This window comes from Roseivivax isoporae LMG 25204 (genome assembly GCF_000521865.1).
Taxonomy (GTDB): domain Bacteria; phylum Pseudomonadota; class Alphaproteobacteria; order Rhodobacterales; family Rhodobacteraceae; genus Roseivivax; species Roseivivax isoporae.
In genome coordinates this window covers 15,653-35,296 of the sequence record NZ_JAME01000034.1, presented here as the reverse complement: position 1 = coordinate 35,296, position 19,644 = coordinate 15,653, and the positions used below count along the sequence as shown (strand labels likewise).

At 70.8% G+C, this 19,644-nt stretch carries 18 protein-coding genes; 11 read left to right on the top strand and 7 right to left on the bottom strand.

Translation table 11 applies throughout. The features are described from left to right. Positions 1–43: 43 nt before the first annotated feature. The 5 genes from RISW2_RS18395 (at position 44) to RISW2_RS18375 (ending at position 6,454) form a co-directional block, all read left to right on the top strand. Positions 44–1,480 (top strand): Glu/Leu/Phe/Val family dehydrogenase, encoded by a 1,437-nt coding sequence (locus RISW2_RS18395; RefSeq protein WP_043773889.1) that lies wholly within the window; start codon positions 44–46, stop codon positions 1,478–1,480. A gap of 133 nt (positions 1,481–1,613) precedes the next feature. Next, positions 1,614–1,922, top strand: a complete 309-nt coding sequence (locus tag RISW2_RS18390; RefSeq protein WP_043773883.1) for a hypothetical protein — start codon at positions 1,614–1,616, stop codon at positions 1,920–1,922. Positions 1,923–2,073: 151 nt separating this feature from the next. Further along, positions 2,074–4,044 (top strand): DNA primase, encoded by a 1,971-nt coding sequence (gene dnaG / locus RISW2_RS18385; protein ID WP_043773878.1) that lies wholly within the window; start codon positions 2,074–2,076, stop codon positions 4,042–4,044. 131 nt (positions 4,045–4,175) lie between these two features. Continuing rightward, complete coding sequence (rpoD, locus tag RISW2_RS18380; protein WP_043773876.1) at positions 4,176–6,155, top strand: RNA polymerase sigma factor RpoD; 1,980 nt, start codon at positions 4,176–4,178, stop codon at positions 6,153–6,155. 11 nt (positions 6,156–6,166) lie between these two features. Further along, positions 6,167–6,454, top strand: coding sequence for an HlyU family transcriptional regulator (locus RISW2_RS18375; RefSeq protein ID WP_043773873.1), 288 nt, complete (start codon positions 6,167–6,169; stop codon positions 6,452–6,454). Positions 6,455–6,547: 93 nt separating this feature from the next. Here the strand turns inward: RISW2_RS18375 and RISW2_RS18370 are convergent, their stop codons facing one another. Continuing rightward, positions 6,548–7,222, bottom strand: a complete 675-nt coding sequence (locus RISW2_RS18370) for an SDR family oxidoreductase (RefSeq protein WP_043773871.1) — start codon at positions 7,220–7,222, stop codon at positions 6,548–6,550. Between the two features lie 157 nt (positions 7,223–7,379). Between RISW2_RS18370 and RISW2_RS18365 the strand changes: the two genes are divergently transcribed. Continuing rightward, positions 7,380–7,655, top strand: a complete 276-nt coding sequence (locus tag RISW2_RS18365; RefSeq protein WP_051492142.1) for a hypothetical protein — start codon at positions 7,380–7,382, stop codon at positions 7,653–7,655. A gap of 12 nt (positions 7,656–7,667) precedes the next feature. Here RISW2_RS18365 and yghX read toward each other — a convergent pair whose 3' ends face one another. Next, positions 7,668–8,564 (bottom strand): YghX family hydrolase, encoded by an 897-nt coding sequence (gene yghX, locus RISW2_RS18360; RefSeq protein ID WP_043773934.1) that lies wholly within the window; start codon positions 8,562–8,564, stop codon positions 7,668–7,670. Between the two features lie 162 nt (positions 8,565–8,726). Here yghX and RISW2_RS18355 point away from each other — a divergent pair, with 162 nt between their 5' ends. From RISW2_RS18355 to ribD, 3 genes are all read left to right on the top strand, one after another. After that, a complete protein-coding gene (locus RISW2_RS18355) occupies positions 8,727–9,146 on the top strand; it encodes a secondary thiamine-phosphate synthase enzyme YjbQ (protein ID WP_043773869.1) in 420 nt (139 codons plus the stop codon). A 157-nt stretch (positions 9,147–9,303) separates the two neighbouring features. Further along, complete coding sequence (gene nrdR / locus RISW2_RS18350) at positions 9,304–9,771, top strand: transcriptional regulator NrdR (protein WP_043773866.1); 468 nt, start codon at positions 9,304–9,306, stop codon at positions 9,769–9,771. Next, positions 9,768–10,862, top strand: coding sequence for a bifunctional diaminohydroxyphosphoribosylaminopyrimidine deaminase/5-amino-6-(5-phosphoribosylamino)uracil reductase RibD (gene ribD / locus RISW2_RS18345; RefSeq protein ID WP_280113178.1), 1,095 nt, complete (start codon positions 9,768–9,770; stop codon positions 10,860–10,862). The genes nrdR and ribD overlap by 4 nt, the downstream gene beginning before the upstream one ends. On the opposite strand, the gene RISW2_RS18340 is transcribed toward ribD, so the two are convergent. The 3 genes from RISW2_RS18340 to RISW2_RS18330 all read right to left on the bottom strand — a co-directional run bounded on the left by RISW2_RS18340 (position 10,859) and on the right by RISW2_RS18330 (position 15,563). Further along, entirely contained in the window at positions 10,859–12,919 is a 2,061-nt protein-coding gene (locus tag RISW2_RS18340; protein ID WP_043773861.1) for a capsular polysaccharide biosynthesis protein, read from the bottom strand. The genes ribD and RISW2_RS18340 overlap by 4 nt on opposite strands. A 5-nt stretch (positions 12,920–12,924) precedes the next feature. Further along, on the bottom strand, positions 12,925–14,076 hold the full coding sequence (locus tag RISW2_RS18335; protein ID WP_043773859.1) for a polysaccharide biosynthesis/export family protein: 1,152 nt from the start codon (positions 14,074–14,076) through the stop codon (positions 12,925–12,927). Positions 14,077–14,270: 194 nt separating this feature from the next. Further along, complete coding sequence (locus RISW2_RS18330) at positions 14,271–15,563, bottom strand: capsule biosynthesis protein (RefSeq protein ID WP_043773858.1); 1,293 nt, start codon at positions 15,561–15,563, stop codon at positions 14,271–14,273. Positions 15,564–15,720: 157 nt separating this feature from the next. On the opposite strand from RISW2_RS18330, the gene RISW2_RS18325 reads away from it, so the two are divergent. After that, positions 15,721–16,308 carry a riboflavin synthase gene (locus RISW2_RS18325; RefSeq protein WP_043773932.1) on the top strand — a complete coding sequence of 196 codons (588 nt, stop codon included), beginning with the start codon at positions 15,721–15,723 and terminating at the stop codon, positions 16,306–16,308. On the opposite strand, the gene RISW2_RS18320 is transcribed toward RISW2_RS18325, so the two are convergent. Both RISW2_RS18320 and RISW2_RS18315 read right to left on the bottom strand, forming a co-directional pair. Next, positions 16,278–17,450 carry an MFS transporter gene (locus RISW2_RS18320; protein ID WP_043773856.1) on the bottom strand — a complete coding sequence of 391 codons (1,173 nt, stop codon included), beginning with the start codon at positions 17,448–17,450 and terminating at the stop codon, positions 16,278–16,280. The two genes, RISW2_RS18325 and RISW2_RS18320, sit on opposite strands and share 31 nt — an antisense overlap. 79 nt (positions 17,451–17,529) lie before the next feature. Next, the gene (locus RISW2_RS18315; protein ID WP_043773854.1) at positions 17,530–18,741 is read right to left on the bottom strand and encodes an FAD-binding domain-containing protein; all 1,212 of its coding nucleotides are present in this window, start codon (positions 18,739–18,741) and stop codon (positions 17,530–17,532) included. A gap of 176 nt (positions 18,742–18,917) precedes the next feature. Here RISW2_RS18315 and RISW2_RS18310 point away from each other — a divergent pair, with 176 nt between their 5' ends. Further along, positions 18,918–19,550 (top strand): ATP-dependent Clp protease proteolytic subunit, encoded by a 633-nt coding sequence (locus RISW2_RS18310; RefSeq protein WP_043773852.1) that lies wholly within the window; start codon positions 18,918–18,920, stop codon positions 19,548–19,550. The last annotated feature ends 94 nt before the right edge of the window (positions 19,551–19,644 follow it).

Below are 19,644 nucleotides of genomic sequence, written 5' to 3'. Positions count from 1 at the left end.
GGGACCGGCCGCCGCGGCGGGGGTCCGCTAGGAAGGAGAGGTCATGGCCGAGATACCGCTCAACGAGCCGAGCTTCCGCGAAAGCGTCGATCTGATGTTCAACAGGGCGGTGAAGCTGCTCGACCTCTCGCCGGGGCTCGAGGAGAAGATCCGCGTCTGCAATGCCACCTACACGGTGCGCTTCGGCGTGCGCCTGCGCGGCGCGATCCACACCTTCACCGGCTACCGGTCGGTCCATTCCGAGCACATGGAACCGGTCAAGGGCGGCATCCGCTACTCGCTCGCCGTGCACCAGGACGAGGTCGAGGCGCTGGCGGCGCTCATGACCTACAAGTGTGCCCTGGTCGAGGCCCCGTTCGGCGGCTCGAAGGGCGGCCTGCGCTGCGATCCGCGCGCCTGGGAGCCGCACGAGCTCGAGCAGATCACCCGCCGTTTCGCCTACGAGCTGATCAAGCGCGACCTCATCAATCCGAGCCAGAACGTGCCCGCGCCCGACATGGGCACCGGCGAGCGCGAGATGGCGTGGATCGCCGACCAGTACGCGAGGATGCACACCACCGACATCAACGCGCGCGCCTGCGTGACCGGCAAGCCGCTGAACGCGGGCGGCATCGCGGGCCGGGTCGAGGCGACCGGCCGCGGCGTGCAGTACGCGCTGCGCGAGTTCTTCCGCCACCCCGAGGACGTGGCCAAGACCGGCCTTTCCGGACGGCTCGACGGCAAGAAGGTGATCGTGCAGGGCCTCGGCAACGTGGGCTACCACGCCGCCAAGTTCCTCAGCCAGGAGGACGGCTGCAAGATCGTGGCGATCATCGAGCGCGACGGCGCGGTGATGGACCCGAACGGGCTCGACGTGGAGAAGGTGCATGCGCACCTGGCCGAGACGGGCGGTGTCGCGGGCTGCCCGAACGCCGACTACACCGAGACCGGGCGCGCCGTGCTCGAGCACGAGTGCGACATCCTGATCCCGGCGGCGCTCGAGGGCGTCATCAACCTCGGCAACGCGCACCGCATCAAGGCGCCGCTCGTCGTCGAGGCGGCGAACGGTCCGATCACGGCGGGCGCCGACGACATCCTGCGTACCAAGGGGACGGTCATCATTCCCGACATGTACGCCAATGCCGGCGGCGTGACCGTGTCGTATTTCGAGTGGGTCAAGAACCTGTCGCACATCCGCTTCGGCCGGATGCAGCGCCGGCAGGAGGAGGCGCGCCACCAGCTGATCGTGGACGAGCTGGAACGGCTCGACCACTACCTCGGCGAGGCGTGGTCGATCTCGCCGGACTTCAAGGCGAAGTACCTGCGCGGCGCGGACGAGCTGGAGCTGGTGCGCTCGGGCCTCGACGACACCATGCGGATCGCCTACCAGTCCATGCGCGAGGTCTGGCACAACCGCGAAGAGGTGACCGACCTGCGCACCGCCGCCTACGTGGTGGCCATCCAGAAGGTCGCCGCGAGCTACCGCGCCAAGGGGCTCTGAGGCGCATCCGGGGGCGGAACCCCGCCGGTCACCGTGCGGTGAGTGGCGATGCCGCGGCGGCGGCATTAGATGTCGATCAAGGGTCGCGTTCCGCGCAAGCGCGGGACGCGCATGCGAGTACGGGAGAGACGACATGAGACGACGGATCGCGACGGCCGCCCTTGTGGCGGCAGGCGCGCTCGGCGCGACGATGGCACCGGCGCAGGACAAGCAGGCGGAATGCGCCGTGCAGGCCGACATGGTGATGCGCGTGGTCGAAAGCCGCGCGGAGGGGCGCGACGCCCCGACCACGACCTCGAGCGTGCAGGGCGCGCTGAGCGGCGAGGAGGCGAAATACGCCTCGGTCGTGCCGGCAGTCGTGGAATGGGTCTACACCCTGCCCGAGGACAAGCTCGACGAGAGCGTGGGCGCGAGCTGGACCGAAGCCTGCCTCGCCCAGTGATGCTGTCGCGGCGGGCGGTGGCGCCCGCCGCGATGCTTTTGCATGACCAAGCGGGCCCGCTGCGCGCCGCAGGCGTCCGGCCGCGAGGTGAGCCGCGCGGAGCGCCCGCGACGTCTCGACTCCGGCGCGCGGCGGCCTCATATTTCGCGCCATGAGTCTGCCCCCTGGTTTCATGGATGAACTGCGTCAGCGAACGCGGCTGTCCGACGTGGTCGGCCGCAAGGTGTCGTGGGACCGCCGGAAGTCGAACCAGGCCAAGGGCGACATGTGGGCCCCGTGCCCGTTCCACCAGGAAAAGAGCGCGTCGTTCCACGTCGATGACCGCAAGGGCTTCTACTACTGCTTCGGCTGCCACGCGAAGGGCGACCTGATTTCCTTCGTGCGCGAGAGCGAGAACCTCGGGTTCATGGAGGCGGTCGAGATGCTGGCCGCGTCCGCGGGCATGCAGATGCCCGCCCGCGATCCCCGCGCGCAGGAAAAGGCCGACCGCCGCACGCAGCTCGTCGAGGTGATGGAGCAGGCGGTGAAGTTCTACCGCCTGCAGTTGCAGACCGGCGCGGCGGCGGATGCCCGGCGCTATCTCGAGGGGCGGAAGCTGACGCAGGACGCGCTCGACCGGTTCGAGATCGGGTTCGCGCCCGCCGGGTGGCAGACGCTTTGGGACCACCTGACCGGCAAGGGCGTCCCGGCCGAGCTGATCCTCGAGGCCGGGCTCGCCCGCGCCTCGGACCGGGGCGGGCGGCCCTACGACGTGTTCCGCAACCGCATCATGTTCCCGATCCGCGACGGGCGGGGGCGCGCGGTGGCCTTCGGGGCCCGCGCCATGGATCCGGCGGACAAGGCCAAGTATCTCAACTCGCCCGAGACGCCGCTCTTCGACAAGGGCATGAACCTCTACAACGTGGGCCCCGCGCGTGAGGCGGCGGGGCGGGGCGCGCCGCTGATCGTGGCGGAGGGCTACATGGACGTGATCGCGCTGTCCGAGGGCGGATTCCCGGCGGCGGTGGCGCCGCTCGGCACCGCGGTCACCGACCGGCAGCTCGATCTTTTGTGGCGCATCGCCGAGGAGCCGGTGGTCGCGCTCGACGGCGACGCGGCTGGCCTGCGCGCGGCCTACCGGGTGATCGACCTCGCCCTGCCGCTGATGGAGGCGGGGCGTTCGCTGCGCTTCGCGCTCATGCCCGAGGGCAAGGATCCCGACGACCTCATCCGGGGCGAGGGGCCGGCGGCGGTGCAGGCGGTCCTCGACGCGGCGCTGCCCATGGTGCAGCTGCTGTGGCGGCGCGAGACCGAGGCCCGGGTCTTCGACAGCCCCGAGCGGCGCGCGGCGCTCGACCGCCGCCTGCGCGGGGTGACCGGGGCGATTCGCGACCCGAATCTGCGCCACCACTACGACGAGGCGCTGAAGGACCTGCGCTGGGCGCTCTTCCGCGGCCGCGGACGCGGGGGACAGGCGGCGGGCGGCACGGCTGGCGGGCGCGCCTGGCGGAACGGGGCGGCGGTGCCGCAGCCGCCCGCGCCCCAGACCAAGGCGTCGCTCCTCGGCTCGGACGAGGCGGGCGAGATCCGCCTGCGCGAGGCGGTGATCCTCGCCACCTGCCTGACGACGCCCGCCGTGGTCGAGCGTTTCGAGGGCGCGCTCGACGCGATGCCGTGCCGCGACCCGGTGCATGCCGCGCTGCGCGACGCCCTGCTGTCGGCCGCGGCCGAGGGCCTCGGCGCCGAGGCGATCCGACATGCCGCGGAGGCGGCGATTGGCGCGGAGGCCCTTGAAACGCTGCTCTCGGCGCGCCATGTGGCGGTGACGCCCTGCATCCGCAACGCCGGCGATGCCGAACTCGCGCGCCTCACCATCGCCGAGGAGCTCGCGAAGCTTGCCGCGGCGCGGGGGCTCGAGGCCGAGATCGCGGAGGCGGTCGAGGACATCGACGCCCTTGGGGACGAGGCTGTGACATGGCGTCTGCGCGAAGCCGCGGAGGCGCGGACGCGGGCCCTGCGGGCCGCGCGGGAGGACGACAGGCAGTACGATACTGGCGCGAACGGCGCACGAATTGATCGCGGAGAACGGGAATCGTTCGCCGCGCTGATGGAGACAATCCGGTTCGAGAAGCCGCGCCGCTAGGCCAGGCGATTCGAATCGGCAACGCAAGTAAAAAGAATCGGGAAGGCCGGGTGTCCGAATCGTTCCAGCGCGCTATTGATTCGCGCTAATCGAATCGCCGCGACCGGCACCGCGCTTCAGAGGAGCATCGCATGGCAGCCAAGGACAACGACGACGCCAAGCCCGAGGTGCAGGAAGACGAGGTCTCGCTCGACATGAGCCAGGCGGCGGTCAAGAAGATGATCGCCGAGGCCCGCGAGCGCGGCTACATCACCTACGACCAGCTGAACCAGGTCCTGCCGCCCGACCAGGTGTCCTCCGACCAGATCGAGGACGTCATGTCCATGCTGTCGGAGATGGGCATCCAGGTCACCGAGGAAGACGAGGAGGCCGAGGACGACGACCAGAAAGGGTCGACCGACCTCGTTCAGGCGTCGTCGAACCGCGACGTCGCGCTGTCCTCCGGCGGGCAGGAGAAGCTCGACCGCACCGACGACCCGGTGCGCATGTACCTGCGCGAGATGGGGTCGGTCGAACTGCTGAGCCGCGAGGGCGAGATCGCCATCGCCAAGCGCATCGAGGCCGGCCGCAACACCATGATCCTCGGGCTTTGCGAGAGCCCGTTGACCTTCCAGGCCATCACGATCTGGCGCGAGGAACTTCTGTCCGAGGACATCCTCCTGCGCGACGTGATCGACCTCGAGACGACCTTCGGCACCCAGATGGGCGACGAGGCGGAACTCGACGAGCCGGTCGTCGACACCTCCGAGGCGCCGACCCAGAAGTCCGAGCAGCCGGAATACGATGCCGACGGCAACCCGATCCGCCGCGAGGACGACGACGAGGATGACGAGCAGGCGAACATGTCGCTCGCCGCGATGGAGACCGCGCTCAAGCCGCGGGTGCTCGAGACCCTCGACCGGGTGGCACGCGACTACGAGGAACTCGCGGCCATGCAGGACAGCCGCATCTCGGCCACGCTGAACGAGGACGGGTCGTTCTCGGACGCGGACGAGGCGCGCTACCAGAAGCTGCGCGGCGAGATCGTCGAACTGGTGAACGGGCTGCACCTGCACACCAACCGCATCGAGGCGCTGATCGACCAGCTCTACGGCATCAACAAGCGCATCATGTCCATCGACAGCGCGATGGTGAAGCTCGCCGACCAGGCCCGCATCAACCGGCGCGAATTCGTCGACGAGTACCGCGGCCACGAGCTCGATCCGAACTGGATGGAGCGCATGGCCGAGAAGTCCGGCCGTGGCTGGCAGATGTTCATCGAACGCTCGTCCGACAAGGTCGAGGAGCTGCGGGCAGACATGGCGCAGGTCGGCCAGTACGTGGGCCTCGACATCAGCGAGTTCCGCCGCATCGTGGCCCAGGTCCAGAAGGGCGAGAAGGAGGCCCGGCAGGCCAAGAAGGAGATGGTCGAGGCGAACCTGCGCCTCGTGATCTCGATCGCCAAGAAGTACACGAACCGCGGCCTGCAGTTCCTCGACCTGATCCAGGAGGGCAACATCGGCCTGATGAAGGCCGTGGACAAGTTCGAGTACCGCCGCGGCTACAAGTTCTCGACCTACGCGACGTGGTGGATCCGGCAGGCGATCACCCGCTCGATCGCCGACCAGGCGCGGACGATCCGAATCCCGGTGCACATGATCGAGACGATCAACAAGCTGGTGCGCACGGGCCGGCAGATGCTGCACGAGATCGGCCGCGAGCCGACGCCGGAGGAGCTGGCCGAGAAGCTGCAGATGCCGCTCGAGAAGGTCCGCAAGGTGATGAAGATCGCCAAGGAGCCGATCAGCCTCGAGACGCCCATCGGCGACGAGGAGGACAGCCAGCTCGGCGACTTCATCGAGGACAAGAACGCGATCCTGCCGCTCGACAGCGCGATCCAGGAAAACCTCAAGGAGACGACCACGCGGGTCCTGTCCTCGCTCACGCCGCGCGAGGAGCGTGTCCTGCGCATGCGCTTCGGTATCGGCATGAACACCGACCACACGCTCGAGGAGGTGGGTCAGCAGTTCAGCGTGACGCGCGAGCGGATCCGCCAGATCGAGGCCAAGGCGCTGCGCAAGCTCAAGCATCCCTCGCGGTCGCGCAAGCTGCGGTCGTTCCTCGACCAGTAGGAGAGCGTGCCATGTCGCTGTTCGGACGCCTCTTCGGCAAGGGCGGCGGGGCCTCGCATGCCGCTGCGACCGAGGCGGAGCCCGTGGATCACAAGGGCTACGCCATCCACCCGGACCCGATGCCCGAGGGCAGTCGCTGGCGGATCGCGGCCCGGATCGAGCGCGTGGTGGACGGCGAGGCAAAGGTGCACCGCCTGATCCGCGCGGACACGCTAGACGACCGCGACCAGGCCGTCGAGGCATCGGTGCGCAAGGCGCGCCAGATGATCGACGAGCAGGGCGACGGCATCTTCGGCTGACGGCCGTTCCCCAATCCTGTCAGGCGATTGCGCGCGCCGCTTCATGCGGCGCGCGAGGTGCGCTGGGTGTCCCGGCGCGCGCGGTACCGACGTTCAGCGCGTCGGCATCACGAAGATTTCCTGCACGTTCGACCGCGGGTCGGCCTCGAGCGCGAAGACGACCGACCGCGCGATGTCCTCGGGCTGCAGCTTGTCGGGCTTGGCCTCCTCGAAGAACGGCGTGTCGACCATGCCGGGCGCGACGACGGTGCAGCGCCCGCCCCATTCCCGCATCTCCTCGGCGAGGTTGCCGCCGTAGCCGTGCACGAACCACTTGGACGCGGAATAGACCGAACCCTTGATATGCGTGCGCCCGGCGGCCGAGCCGGTGAGCACGAGGTGCCCCTTGCGTTCGCGCAGGTGCGGCATGGCGGCCTTGGCGGTCCAGAGGACGCCCATGACGTTGAGGCGGATCATGCGCTCCCATTCCTCGGGGTCGCCGGCTTCGGTGCCTGCCGCGGACAGGCCGGTGCCCGCGTTCGCGAAGGCCGCATCGATGCCGCCCCAGACCTCGGCGAGGTTCGCCACCGCCTTGGCCTGCGCATTGTAATCCGACGCGTCGCCCGGGATCGCCACGGCGTTGTCGCTGCCCAGCTCGTCCACGAGCGCCGAGAGCTTGTCCTCGGATCGCGCGAAGAGCCCGACCTTCCAGCCGGCCTCGACCGCCGCGCGGGCTGTCGCCGCGCCGATGCCGGAGGACGCGCCGGTGATGAAGAGTGTTCGGGACATTTGGTTTCCTTCCCCTGATCGTTTCGATGGTCTGCGCCCAACGCCCCGCGAGCGCGCGCGGTTGCAGGGGAAATCGCGGTGCCGTCAACGGATCGTTCACGCGGCTTTGCAACAATGCGGGAAACCTTTTTGCCGCTCCCGCAGTTTGCATGTTGACATGACACAGAAAACTTCCTCCCTGCGCCGCGTCGCACTGGCCTCTGCCGCACTGATCTGCGCCGCCGCCGCATCGCTCGCCGCGACCGATGTCCTTGGTCCCGCCGAGCCCGGCATCGTCACAATCGAGGTGGCGCCCCATGAACTGGCCGAATGCCGCGAGACGCTCGCGCAGGTGGCGGCGACCCCTGCCGTTGCCGACAATGGCTCGCCGCTCTTCTTCGACCGGGCGTCCGATCTGCCGCAGGTCCAGTGCGTGGCCGTCAGCGACGCCTGACCGGCCCGCTTCTCAGCCGAGGTGCTCGCGGAAGAACGCGATCGTGCGGTCCCACGCGAGCGTCGCCGCGTCCTCGTCGTAGCGCGGGGTCGAGTCGTTGTGGAAGCCGTGGTTCACGCCGGGATAGATGTGGGCGGTGTAGGCCTTACCGTGCTCCTGCAGCGCCGCCTCATAGGCCGGCCAGCCCTCGTTGATCCGCTCGTCGAGCTCTGCGTAGTGCAGGAGGAGCGGCGCCTCGATATTCGGCACGTCCTCCGCCGCCGCCTGCCGTCCATAGAACGGCACCGACGCGCCGAGCTCGGGATAGGCCACCGCCATCGCGTTGCACACGCCGCCACCATAGCAGAACCCGGTGCAGCCGATGCGGCCCGTCGTCGCCGCGTGTCCGCTCAGGAACTCGTAGGCGGCGAAGAAGTCGTTCATCAGCTTCTCCGGATCGACGCTCTGCTGCAGCGCGCGGCCCTCGGCGTCGTTGCCCGGATAGCCTCCAACGCTCGTCAGGCCGTCGGGCGCAAGCGCCACGAACCCGTCCTTGGCCAGCCGGCGCGCCACGTCCTCGATGTAGGGATTGAGCCCGCGGTTCTCGTGCACCACGACGACGCCGGGCAGCGGTCCCGAGGCGTTCGCCGGCATCACGAGGTAGCCGCGCACCTCGCCATGCCCGTCGGGCGAGGGATAGGTGATGTATTCGGGCACGATGTCGGGATCGTTGAACGACACCTGTTCCGCCAGCGCGTAGTTCGGCAGCAGCATGTCGAGAAGCGCCGCCGCGGTGACGGTGCCCACCGCGAACTTGCCGGCACGTTCGAGGAACTGCCGCTTGGAGATGTGGCCATGGGCGTAGAAGTCGTAGAGCTCGAGCAGCTCGGGATGGAAATCCGCCGCGGTCATGCGCCGCTTGGGGGTCATGTCGTTCATCTGTCGCTCCCTTTTCCCGGTGGCGCGCCCGCCGCGCGCCCTGGCGAAGGGTAGCACGCGCGGCGTGACGGTCCGGCGTGATGGCGCAGCTGTGATGCGTCGCGCTTGACCCGGGCGCGTCACCGCGTTTCGGTCGGGGGAAAGGAGCACGCCATGCAGACCACCTTCACGTTCGAGACCCGCGGGCAGGGGCTGACCGAGATCACCGGCGAGATCGCGGGCTGGGTCCGCGGGTCAGGCACGGGCGAGGGCCTCCTGACGCTGTTCCTGCGCCACACCTCGGCGAGCCTCCTGATCCAGGAGAACGCCGATCCCGAGGTGCGCGCGGATCTCCTCGCATGGCTCGGCCGGCTGGTGCCGCCGACCACGGATCCGTCCATGTCCTACCTCACCCACACCTACGAGGGGCCGGACGACATGCCGGGCCACATCAAGGCCGCGCTCCTGCCGGTGTCGCTGTCGATCCCGGTGACGGGCGGGCGCATGGCGCTCGGCACCTGGCAGGGCATCTACCTCTTCGAACATCGTGACGCGCGGCACCGGCGCGAGGTGGTGGCGCACCTCGCTGCCTGACCTTTTCTCCGCATGCCCCGCATCTTGCGACAGGATTTGACCCCTACCCAATTTCTGGCAGACCCCCTATAGTGGCTGTGGATAAATGGGGCGGCACCCCATCGCCGTCAGGACGCGCGGTCCGCGGCCACGACCAGACGAGGGGGAGACAGGCCAGATGCGCTGCCCGTTTTGCGGAAACATCGACACGCAGGTGAAGGATTCGCGACCCGCGGAGGACCACGTGTCGATCCGCCGCCGGCGGTTCTGCCCGGCCTGCGGCGGCCGCTTCACCACCTATGAACGCGTGCAGCTCCGGGACCTCGTCGTCATCAAGTCGAACGGCCGGCGCGAGGATTTCGACCGCGACAAGCTCGAGCGCTCGATCCGCATCGCCATGCAGAAACGCCCGGTGGATCCCGAGCGAATCGACCAGATGATCTCGGGGATCGTGCGGCGCCTCGAATCCATGGGCGAGACCGACATCCCGTCCAAGCAGATCGGCGAGATCGTGATGGAGGCGCTGGCCCGGATCGACACCGTCGCCTACGTGCGGTTCGCGAGCGTCTACAAGAACTTCCAGGCCGCCGACGATTTCGACCGGTTCGTCAGCGAACTGCGTCCCGACGCCGCCGCCGAGAAGTGAGCGCCGACGACCAGCGCCACATGGCCCACGCGCTGCGCCTGGGCCGACGGGGCGCGGGGCGCACCTGGCCCAATCCGGCCGTGGGTTGCGTGATCGTGCGCGACGGCCACGTGGTCGGCCGCGGCTGGACCCAGCCGGGCGGACGTCCGCACGCCGAGGCGCTGGCGCTCGAACGCGCGGGCGCCGCGGCGCGGGGCGCCACGGCCTACGTCTCCCTCGAACCCTGCGCGCATCACGGCCGCACGCCGCCCTGTGCCGATGCGCTGATCGCGGCGGGCATCGCGCGGGTCGTGGCCCCCATGCAGGACACCGACGCGCGGGTGTCGGGGCGCGGCTTTGCCCGGTTGCGGGCCGCGGGGCTCGAGGTGGTCACCGGCATCGGCGCCGATGAGGCCGCCCGCGATCATGCGGGCTTCTTCATGCGGATCGAGACCGGCCGCCCGCGGGTCACGCTCAAGCTCGCCACGAGCTTCGACGGGCGCATCGCCACCGCGACCGGCGAGAGCCGCTGGATCACCGGGCCCGCCGCGCGCGCGGTCGTGCACGGCCTGCGGGCGAGCCACGACGCGGTGATGGTGGGGGCGGGCACGGCGCGCGCGGACGATCCCGACCTGACCGTGCGGGGCCGCGGCGCGGTGATGCAGCCGGTGCGCATCGTCGCCTCGCGGCTCCTCGACGTGCCGCTCATGGGCCGGCTCGCGCGCACCGCGCGCGACGTCCCGGTCTGGATGGTGCACGGGCCCGAGGCCCATCCCGAGACGCGCCGCGCGTGGGAGGGGCTCGGCGCGCGGCTGATCCCGTGCCCGCTGCAGGGGCGGCAGCTCGATCCGGCCGCGCTGCTGGCGGCCCTCGGGGGCGCGGGCCTGACGCGCGTCTTCTGCGAGGGTGGCGGCACGCTTGCCGCGACGCTGCTTGCGGCCGACCTCGTGGACGAACTGGTGGGCTTCACCGCAGGGCTCGCGATCGGCGCCGAGGGGCAGCCGGCGATCGGTGCGCTAGGGCTCGACCGGCTCGACGCCGCGCCGCGCTTCCGGCTCGTGGACACGCGGCCCGCGGGCGGCGACGTGCTGCACCGCTGGGTGCGCCGCTAGCCGGGGCGGCGTCCGCGCCAGAGATGCGCGCGGCTCGCCAAGAGGCCTTGCAGTTTCGACAGCGCGCGGTTCGCGATTCCAGGATGGGCGACCTCGCCCCGCGCGAGGCGTTCGGCCGCGACCTCGACGGGGCAGGGCAGGCCGGTCACCGGGTCGCGGTAGCGCGGGTAGTCGACGAGCGCGGCGTGGACGAGCGCCTCGAGATCCGGCCGTCGTCCGCCCAGCCGGCGTGCGGGCACCGTCCCGAGATCCCGTGTCAGGCCCCAGCCCGCGTAGAACGGCGCGCCGAGCGCGACCACCCGCCGCCCGCGCAGGAGCGCCTCGAACCCGGTCAGCGAGGTCATGGTCCAGACCTCGTCGATCTCCTTCAGGAGCGCGGCCATGTCACAGGTGCCGACCTCCACGTCGGCCCAGCGCAGCGGGTCGGCCACATGGCCCTGCCGCAGACCTGCGATCACGTCGGGATGCGGTTTCCACACGATCACGGCATGCGGGTTCTCGTCGCGCACGCGGGCGAGCAGCGCGGCATTCGTCGCCACGGCATCGGTACCGCAGAGGATCGAGGCGTCGTCCTCGACCTGGCCGGGCACGAGGATGCGCCGCCCCTCGGGCAGGTCCGGCACGGCGCCGGCGAGGTTGTACTTCGACACGCCCGAGGCGACGAGGGTCCGGATCAGGCGGCGCGCCCGTTGGCGCCGGTCGTCGGGCAGGTCCGCCGCCTCCGCGATCAGCCGCTCCAGCCGCGAGGGCGTGCGCGGGTCGTAGTAGATACCCATGTCGTCGGCCGCGAGCGACAGCGGCGGCACCAGCTCGGCGCCGAGCCCGCGCGAGCGCAGGAACCCGTCCTCGACCCGCACCGCCGTCTCGCCCGGCTCCGCGCGCCCGGCCCAGACCATCAGGCGCCGTCCGTCGCGTGCGGCCCGCGCGGCCGCGCGGGCGGGGTCGTCCTCGAAGACGACGCCGCGGCCGCTGCCGTAGAAGCGCTGCAGCGGCCGCCGCTTCCAGAGCCGCATGCCGCGCGCGACCCAGCCCGCGCGGTCCTCGCGCCAGGCCCGCACCTGCGCGTCGAGCGCGCCAAGCACGTCCTCGAGCGCGGCGCGCCGGTTCCGGTAGGGATCATGCCAGACCGGGTAGAGCAGGACCGCCGCGGCAAAGAGCTGCGCCCGGGTGAGCGCGCGGCCCCGGCGCGGCAGCACGTCCTCGTCGGTGCTGAGCCCCCAGCCCGCGTAGAACGGCGTGCCGAAGACGCGCGGCTTGTGGCCCGCGAGGATCGCCTCGAACCCCATCTGCGACGACAGCGTGTAGACCGCCGCGGCGCCTTCGAGCAGCGCCCAGGGCGACACGGGATCGGTGCAGAAGCTCACGCGATCCGACAGGTCCTCCGGCGTGAAGTGGCCGGGCCGGTGACCGTCCCGCGTCTCGGGGTGGGTCTTGATCACGATGCGGGCGCCGGGATGCTCGTCCCGGGCCATGAACAGCATCTCGCGGAACCGCGCGCGGGCGGCCTCGGGCGCGGTCAGCGAGGCCGAGACAGAGGCGTCGCCGCGGGTCTGGTCGATCACCAGCACGTAGCCCGGCGCGGGGCAGGGCAGGTCCGGATCGGTCGCGCTGTACTTCGACAGGTGCGCCCGGCGCATCCACGCCATGGCTCCCCGCGCCCGGTCGAGGAGCGCCGCGTCGTCGAGGGGATGCGTCGCCAGCAGCGTCTCGAGGTCCGAGGGCTTGCGCGCGTCGAAATGCACGCCCGTGCGGTCGACGAGCAGCCCGAGCGGCGGCTCGCCCGCGCGGCCCGGACGGAGCGAGCGCAGCCACGCGTCCTCGATGCGCACGACCGGCGCGCCCGTGCGCCGCGCGACGGCGAGGCCGCGCCAGGCATGGGGCGAGGCGCCCCACACGCCCACCGCGTCCCCGGCGCGTGGCCAGCCCGGCGCGACCTGCCAGCCGTCATGTGCGAGGATGCGCTTCAGCCGCGGATCGGTCGCAAGGCGCGCGGTGAAGACGCGAAGACGCCGGGGAGGGTCCTCCCCGGCGCCGTCCGCACCCCAAGGCCGGACCAAGGTGGTCAGCTTCCGCTGCCGGACACGGTGTTGGCTGTCGTCGCCAGCGTCGACACGGTGCCGAGCGTGCCCGTCACCGAGGAGATCACCTTCGAGAACTGGGTGAACGGCGCCTCGGTGATGTAGACGAGATCCTGGTCGCGGATCACGAAGTCTCGGGCATGGAAGAGCCCGTTCGGCCGCGTCAGGTCCAGCACGTAGACGAGCCGCTGCGCGCCGACGAGGTCGCTCCGCCCGAGCACCTGGTTGGCGATGTCGGCGGGTTCGTTGCGGAAGACGAAGACGCCCGTGGGATCCGAGGCGGTCGGAACGAGCCCGCCCACCTGCGCGATCGCCTCGACGGCCGAGATCGTCTGGCTCTCAAACGGCACCCGCGCCTGCGTGCCGGTTGCGCCGAGCGCCGTGAAGGACCGCGTGTCCTCCTCGACGAGGATCTTGTCGCCGCCGCGGAGCGCGATGTCGTAATGCGGGTTCTCGTAGAGGTCCTGGAACCAGATCGTGCCGGTCTGGCCGCCGCGCTGCACCTTGATCTGCGCGATCTCGGGCTCGATGGCGAGCCCGCCCGCATTGGCGAGCATGGAGGCGAGCGTGCGCGTCGGCCGCTCGATCGGGTAGACGCCTTGGCCCGACACCGCGCCCACCACGGACACGGTCTGCCCGTCGCCCGCGAGACGGCGCACCTGCACCTGCGGATCGGGGGTCTGGTCGCCCAGGCGTTCGGTGATGATGCGGCGCACCGCCTCGGTCGAGTTGCCCGCGGCGCGGATGCGCCCGGCATAGGGCACGAAGATGAAGCCCGCGCCGTCGACCTGCACCTCCTCGAGCACGGTGGCGTTCACGCCCTCGCCGGCGAGCAGGCCGTCATCCACGTTTTCCCAGATCGTCAGGCCCAGCGAGTCGCCGGGGCTGATCGTGTCCGAGCCGACCTGGCCCGCATTGATGAAGGCGTCGCTGAATCCGAGCGCCGGCACCACCGCGGTGGCTCGGGTCACGCGGTCGTTCACCGACACGATGAAGGCGTCGCCCTGCCGCTGCACCGAACCTGCATAGATCTCGCGCTTGTTGGGGCCCACGCGCGGCAGGCCGCAGGACGCCAGAAGGGACGTCGCGACCAGAAGCGCGATGCCCCGCGTCCATTTGGAGGGGGAACGTTTCACTGCTCGGTCTCCTCGACCTGTTCTTGTCTGCCTCGGTGCTTTTTTCGACACTCTACCAAGAAAAGGCTCGCGCGGAAGGTTCGGCGCGTCTTGCGCCACGGCGCCCGGCCCCGAGTGTTGCCGGCGCGCCGCGATTCGACCCGCGATCGGCAAAGGAGTGTCGGTATTCGCTTTGACCCTGCGGAGGGGGCGGCTCAGGTCACCACGCGCAGCTGCTGGCGCGGCGCGGCGGTGCCGCGGCGCAGCGCGTCGTAGGGATCGTCGGCGGCGAGCATCATGTCCACGACCTGCCGCAGGAGCTGCCGGCGGCCGCGCGCCGAGTAGAAGCCGCCGGGAAGCTGGCTCGTCTCGAGCAGGTAGCGGCGGTAGTCCTTGTAGGCGCGGTTGTCGGGGCGCGCGGGTTCGGCGAAGAACTCGGGCAGGGCCTGGGTCGAGACGAATTCCGGCTTGGCGTAGACCGCCTGGCCGAAGACGCGGAGCGGGATGCCGCGCCAGAGCACCTGCTGCCCGGCGGTCGAGTTCACCGTGACCGCGGTGCGCGCGTCGTTCAGAAGCTGCGCGAGCTTGCCGCCGCGGACGAAATGCACGCGGTCGGCCACGCCGTGGGCGCGGGCGAGCGCGCGGATCGTGCGGCGCACGGGGGCGCGGCCATCCTCGAGCGGATGCGCCTTGACGACGAGGTGGTGGTGCCCGGGGGCGCCGCTGGCGAAGCCCTCGATCACCACCTCGAGGAAATCGGCGATCCGCGCGAAGGGCGAATGCTTCTGGAAGCTCGCGTCGTGTTCGAGCTGCAGGAGCACGAGGTGGTAGGGAAAGCCGCCGAGGCGGATGCGCAGCGTCGCGGCCATGCGCTCGAGGGCCGTCGCCGGCATGAGGAGGAGCCGCTTGAGGTAGAGGCGGAACTCGTCGAGCACGCTCAGCGACCGGTGCGGCCGGAAGTTGCGATAGGCGCCGTTCCGGAACAGCACGAAGAAATGGTAGAGCGCGCCGTAGAAGATGTGGTGGCGCATGTCGCCCCAGTGGCCGGGCGGCAGCGGCGCCTCCATGTCGGAGAGCCGCAGCGCCTCCTGCATCTCGGTCACGGACATGTGCATGAGCCGCGAATGCCCGTTCGCGCCGCCGCGCTCGTAGGTGACCCAGTAGGGCCGCATGTAGCCTTCCTCGAAGACGTGCACCCGGAGGCCGCGGGCGCGGGCGGCCTCGACCGCCGCGCCGTGCACGGGCCGGGTGTCGCCGTAGAGCACCAGATCGGTGACGCCCCGCGTCTCGAGCAGCTCCTCGAGCGCCGCGGGCCAGTCTTCGGCAGGTCCGTGATAGGGAATGTAGCTTTGCGGATGGAACCAGAAGGCGCGGTCGCCGGCGTTGAAGCCCACGCGCCAGACCTCGGCGCCGGTCTTGCGCAGCATGGCGCCAAGGCGGTTGAAGAACGGGCCGTGCGGTCCCTGGAGGAACAGAAAAACCCGTCTCTCTCCGGTTGCCTTGCCCATGCGACCCGTCTATCTCCCGTGGCGTCCGAGGGGGCAGCCTAGCGGCGGAGTTCGACCAAATTAAGGCCCGGCGCGGCGGTCCGATGCAGGGCCTTCGGACCGGCCGGGACGAGCCGCGGGCCGGCACCGGTTCAGGATGCGGAAAGGGCTGCAGAACATGTTTACCGGAATTGTGACCGACGTGGGAGAGATCCGCGAGCTGGAGCAGCGGGGCGACCTGCGCGCGCGCATCCAGACCGCCTACGACACCCGCACGGTCGATCTGGGCGCGTCGATCGCCTGCGACGGAGTCTGCCTGACCGTGGTGCGCACCGGCGCCGACTGGTTCGACGTCGAGATCAGCGCCGAGACCGTGTCGAAGAGCAATCTCGGCGCGTGGAGCGTGGGCTACCGAGTGAATCTCGAGCGCGCCCTGAAGGTGGGCGACGAGCTGGGCGGGCACATCGTGTCGGGCCACGTGGACGGCACCGCCGAGGTCGTGGGCATCCGCGACGAGGGCGACAGCACCCGCGTGACGCTGCGCGCGCCCGAGGCGCTGGCGCGGTTCATCGCGCCCAAGGGGTCGGTGGCGCTGAACGGCACGTCGCTGACGGTGAACGAGGTCGACGGCACGACCTTCGGCATCAACTTCATCCCGCACACCAAGCAGGTCACCACCTGGGGCGCGGTCGAGGAGGGCGACCTCGTCAACCTCGAGATCGACACGCTCGCCCGCTACGTCGCGCGCCTGTCCGAGATGGGCTGAGCCCGCACGCGGGCCAGCGCGGCATGGACCGCGAGGCCCGCGAGATAGGCGGCGAGCACGAGGCCCAGTGCCGCGGTGCCGCCGCCCGCACCGAGTGCCGCCAGCATGAGCGGCGTTCCCGCCAGGTTCCCGAGATTGCCCATCTGCGCCACGGCGCCGTTCGAGAGCGCGCGCTCCGCCGGGCTCCGCGCGAGTTCCGGCACCGCGGCGAAGCTCGCCGCCTGCACCAGCCCGAGGCAGAGGAAGAGCGCGAGCGCCACGGGCGGGGCCCCGCCGGTCACGATCCAGGCGAGGGCGGCCGCGGCCGAGAGCGCGAAGCTCACCATCACCACGCTGACTGCGGACAGCGTCGAGAGCAGGAGCGTGCCGACCGTCAGAGCTGCGCCGATCGAGGCGAGCGGCAGCGCCGCGGGCAGCCAGCGTGGCATCTCGGGGCCCATCACCCGCGGCAGGAGCGTCAGGAGCGCGACGAAGGTCAGCGTGTAGAACAGCCAGCCGAGCGCCGGTGCCGACAGGTGCGGCGCGCGGTAGAGCGCCACGTGCTGGCCGATCCAGCCCTGACCGGAGCCGGTCGCGGCCGCGGGCGCGCGGGGGATCGCGGGCAGGAGCGCCGCCAGGACTCCCGCCATCGCGGCCATGTAGGCCGCGTGCAGCCCGAAGAGGCCGGGCAGGCCGTAGCGGGCGATGAGCGCGGGTCCCCCGAGCGCCGCGAGCGCGAAGGCCACGCCGAAGAACGTGCTCCAGAGCGTCATCGCGGCGGGGCGCAGGCGCGCGCCCGCGAGCTCGGCCATCATGGTCGGCGCGGCGATGGCGATGGCGATGTGCGAGGCGCCCTCGACCACCCGCGTGGCGAGGAAGAGCGGCAGCGCCGGCGACAGCGCCTGCAGCGCCGACATCGCCGCCCCGAGGAGCAGGCCCGTCACCAAGGCCCGCCGCGCGCCGAGCCGCGCCACCGCGACGCCGCCCGAGAGCCCGAAGATCAGGCCCATCACGCTCAGGGACGAGACCGCGAGCCCGAGGGCCGCGCCCGCCTCGGGGTAGGCGGCGCCAAGCGCCTCGAATCCCACGGCAAGCTTCGCGAACTGCGCCGCGGCGCCGAGGCCGGCGGCCCAGAGGGCCAGGACGGTGAGGGTCGCGTGCATGGGACGGGCTCCGCGTGGCTTGCGGTCCCTCATGCCACCCGGCGCGGGCCGGGGAAAGCCCCGGCCGCCCCGCGGCCCGTCAGGCGGCGCGGATGCCCGACATCTCTCCGAGGAGCGCGGGGATGCGGTCCTTGAACTTGAAGAAGCCCGCCGTGGCGTGCGGCCAGGCCCGCGCGTCGAACGGGCGCAGGAGCCGCACCACCGGCAGGCCGGTCACGCCCTTGAGGAGGTCGGCGACCGGCCCCACGGGCGGGTGCGAGGTGACGATCTGCTCGGCCCCCGCCGCGCGGGCCCAGGCGACGATGGATTCGGCGTCCTTCAGGCCCTCGGTCACCTGGCCGAGCCGCGATGCAGCGCGTGCCACGCAGTCCGACAGCGCCGCCCGCTTGAACGCGCCCACATGGGGCGCGGGCTCGAGGATCGACAGCCGGCGCGTGGCGTCGAGCGTCGCGCTTGCGAGGGGGGCGAGGCCCGCGTCGAACATCCAGCCCGGGCTGAGGTCGTCCTCGTGCAGGAGCAGCACCGACCGGCGCGCGGGGTCGAGCCGGTCGCTCCCGGGCGCAGCCATCCGTTCGGGGTTGGGCGCGCCCTGGACCGCCGGCGCCTCGGACGCGAGCTGGTGCAGCGGGCGGAACCGGCCCTCGGTGTATTTCGAGATGTTGGACACCCGCGCGAGATAGGTCTTGCCGGGGGTGTGCAGGCCGCCCACCCAGCGCCAGGACAGCGTGTTCGACGCCGGGTCCCCGTCGCAGAGATGGCGCAGGAAGAAATCCGCGCCGAGCGCCAGCGGCAGCTTCAGCGTGAACAACCAGATCGAGGCGAACCACATCCGCGCGTGGTTGTGCAGGTAGCCGGTCTCGACCAGTGCGTGCGCCCAGGCGTCGAAGCAGTCGATGCCCGTCTCTCCCCTGCAGGCGGCCTCCCACCGCGCGCGCAGGCCCGCCTCGGTCTGGACCTGGTCCCAGGCCAGGGCCAGCTCGCCCCAGTAGGCGCCCCAGAGCGTCGGGCGCATCTCGAGGAAGCCCTTGAAGTACGTGCGCCAGAACATCTCGTCGATGAACTTCTGCGCGCCGGCGCGGGAATGGCGGGCGAGTACCGCCGCCAGCACCTCCTCCTCGGTCAGGATGCGGTGGCGCAGGTAGGGCGAGAGCTGCGACACGCCGTCCCGGGTGCCCGGGCCGGTGTCGTGGTTGCGCCGCGTCGCGTAGTGCCGGCCGGCCTGCGGGATCCACGCCTCGAGCCGCGCGCACGCGCTGTCGCGGTCGGGTGGAAACGTCTCGAGCGCCTGCATTCCCGTCCTCTCCCCTCGTCGTTCGGGGCGATTGTAGCGGGGCGTTGCGCGGCTTCAACGGCGGGCGCGCGGTGCGTGATCTGGGGTGCGCCCCTTGCACCCGTGCGGGGCGGTCACTAAGACTCCATCGACGCGAGACGGACAGACATTCCCGAGACAGAGCAGGCAGGCCGCAGATGCACGATCCGTATGAAACCTACATGAACACCCTTGTTCCTATGGTGGTCGAGCAGACCAGCCGGGGCGAGCGCGCCTACGACATCTTCTCGCGCCTCCTGAAGGAGCGGATCATCTTCGTGTCGGGCCCGGTGCACGACGGCATGTCGAGCCTGATCGTCGCGCAGCTGCTGCACCTCGAGGCCGAGAACCCGTCCAAGGACATCTCGATGTACATCAACTCGCCGGGCGGCGTGGTGACCTCGGGCCTGTCGATCTACGACACGATGCAGTACATCCGGCCCAAGGTCTCGACGCTCGTGATCGGGCAGGCGGCGTCCATGGGCTCGCTGCTGCTGACCGCCGGCGCGCCGGGCATGCGCTTCTCGCTGCCCAACAGCCGGATCATGGTGCACCAGCCCTCGGGCGGCTACCAGGGCCAGGCGACGGACATCATGATCCACGCCGAGGAGACGCTGAAGCTCAAGCGTCGCCTGAACGAGATCTACGTGCGTCACACCGGCCAGACGCTCAAGAAGGTTGAACAGGCGCTCGAGCGTGACCATTTCATGTCGCCCGAGGACGCCAAGGAATGGGGCCTGATCGACGAGATCGTCGAGGACCGCAAGGCGGCGGAGTCCAAGACCTCCTAACGGTTAGGCAACGGCCCGGAGCGTACGCTCCGGTGACATAATTTGCGATTGTGACGGGGCATGGCCTGTCCTAAGGTTTCCCGACAGGCGGTCG

Bases quoted from the DNA above. Each gene is read 5' to 3' on its own strand.
- RISW2_RS18395 (WP_043773889.1), top strand. From the start codon at position 44: ATGGCCGAGATACCGCTCAACGAGCCGAGCTTCCGCGAAAGCGTCGAT.
- RISW2_RS18390 (WP_043773883.1), top strand. From the start codon at position 1,614: ATGAGACGACGGATCGCGACGGCCGCCCTTGTGGCGGCAGGCGCGCTC.
- dnaG (WP_043773878.1), top strand. From the start codon at position 2,074: ATGAGTCTGCCCCCTGGTTTCATGGATGAACTGCGTCAGCGAACGCGG.
- rpoD (WP_043773876.1), top strand. From the start codon at position 4,176: ATGGCAGCCAAGGACAACGACGACGCCAAGCCCGAGGTGCAGGAAGAC.
- RISW2_RS18375 (WP_043773873.1), top strand. From the start codon at position 6,167: ATGTCGCTGTTCGGACGCCTCTTCGGCAAGGGCGGCGGGGCCTCGCAT.
- RISW2_RS18370 (WP_043773871.1), bottom strand. From the start codon at position 7,222: ATGTCCCGAACACTCTTCATCACCGGCGCGTCCTCCGGCATCGGCGCG.
- RISW2_RS18365 (WP_051492142.1), top strand. From the start codon at position 7,380: ATGACACAGAAAACTTCCTCCCTGCGCCGCGTCGCACTGGCCTCTGCC.
- yghX (WP_043773934.1), bottom strand. From the start codon at position 8,564: ATGACCCCCAAGCGGCGCATGACCGCGGCGGATTTCCATCCCGAGCTG.
- RISW2_RS18355 (WP_043773869.1), top strand. From the start codon at position 8,727: ATGCAGACCACCTTCACGTTCGAGACCCGCGGGCAGGGGCTGACCGAG.
- nrdR (WP_043773866.1), top strand. From the start codon at position 9,304: ATGCGCTGCCCGTTTTGCGGAAACATCGACACGCAGGTGAAGGATTCG.
- RISW2_RS18330 (WP_043773858.1), bottom strand. From the start codon at position 15,563: ATGGGCAAGGCAACCGGAGAGAGACGGGTTTTTCTGTTCCTCCAGGGA.
- RISW2_RS18325 (WP_043773932.1), top strand. From the start codon at position 15,721: ATGTTTACCGGAATTGTGACCGACGTGGGAGAGATCCGCGAGCTGGAG.
- RISW2_RS18320 (WP_043773856.1), bottom strand. From the start codon at position 17,450: ATGCACGCGACCCTCACCGTCCTGGCCCTCTGGGCCGCCGGCCTCGGC.
- RISW2_RS18315 (WP_043773854.1), bottom strand. From the start codon at position 18,741: ATGCAGGCGCTCGAGACGTTTCCACCCGACCGCGACAGCGCGTGCGCG.
- RISW2_RS18310 (WP_043773852.1), top strand. From the start codon at position 18,918: ATGCACGATCCGTATGAAACCTACATGAACACCCTTGTTCCTATGGTG.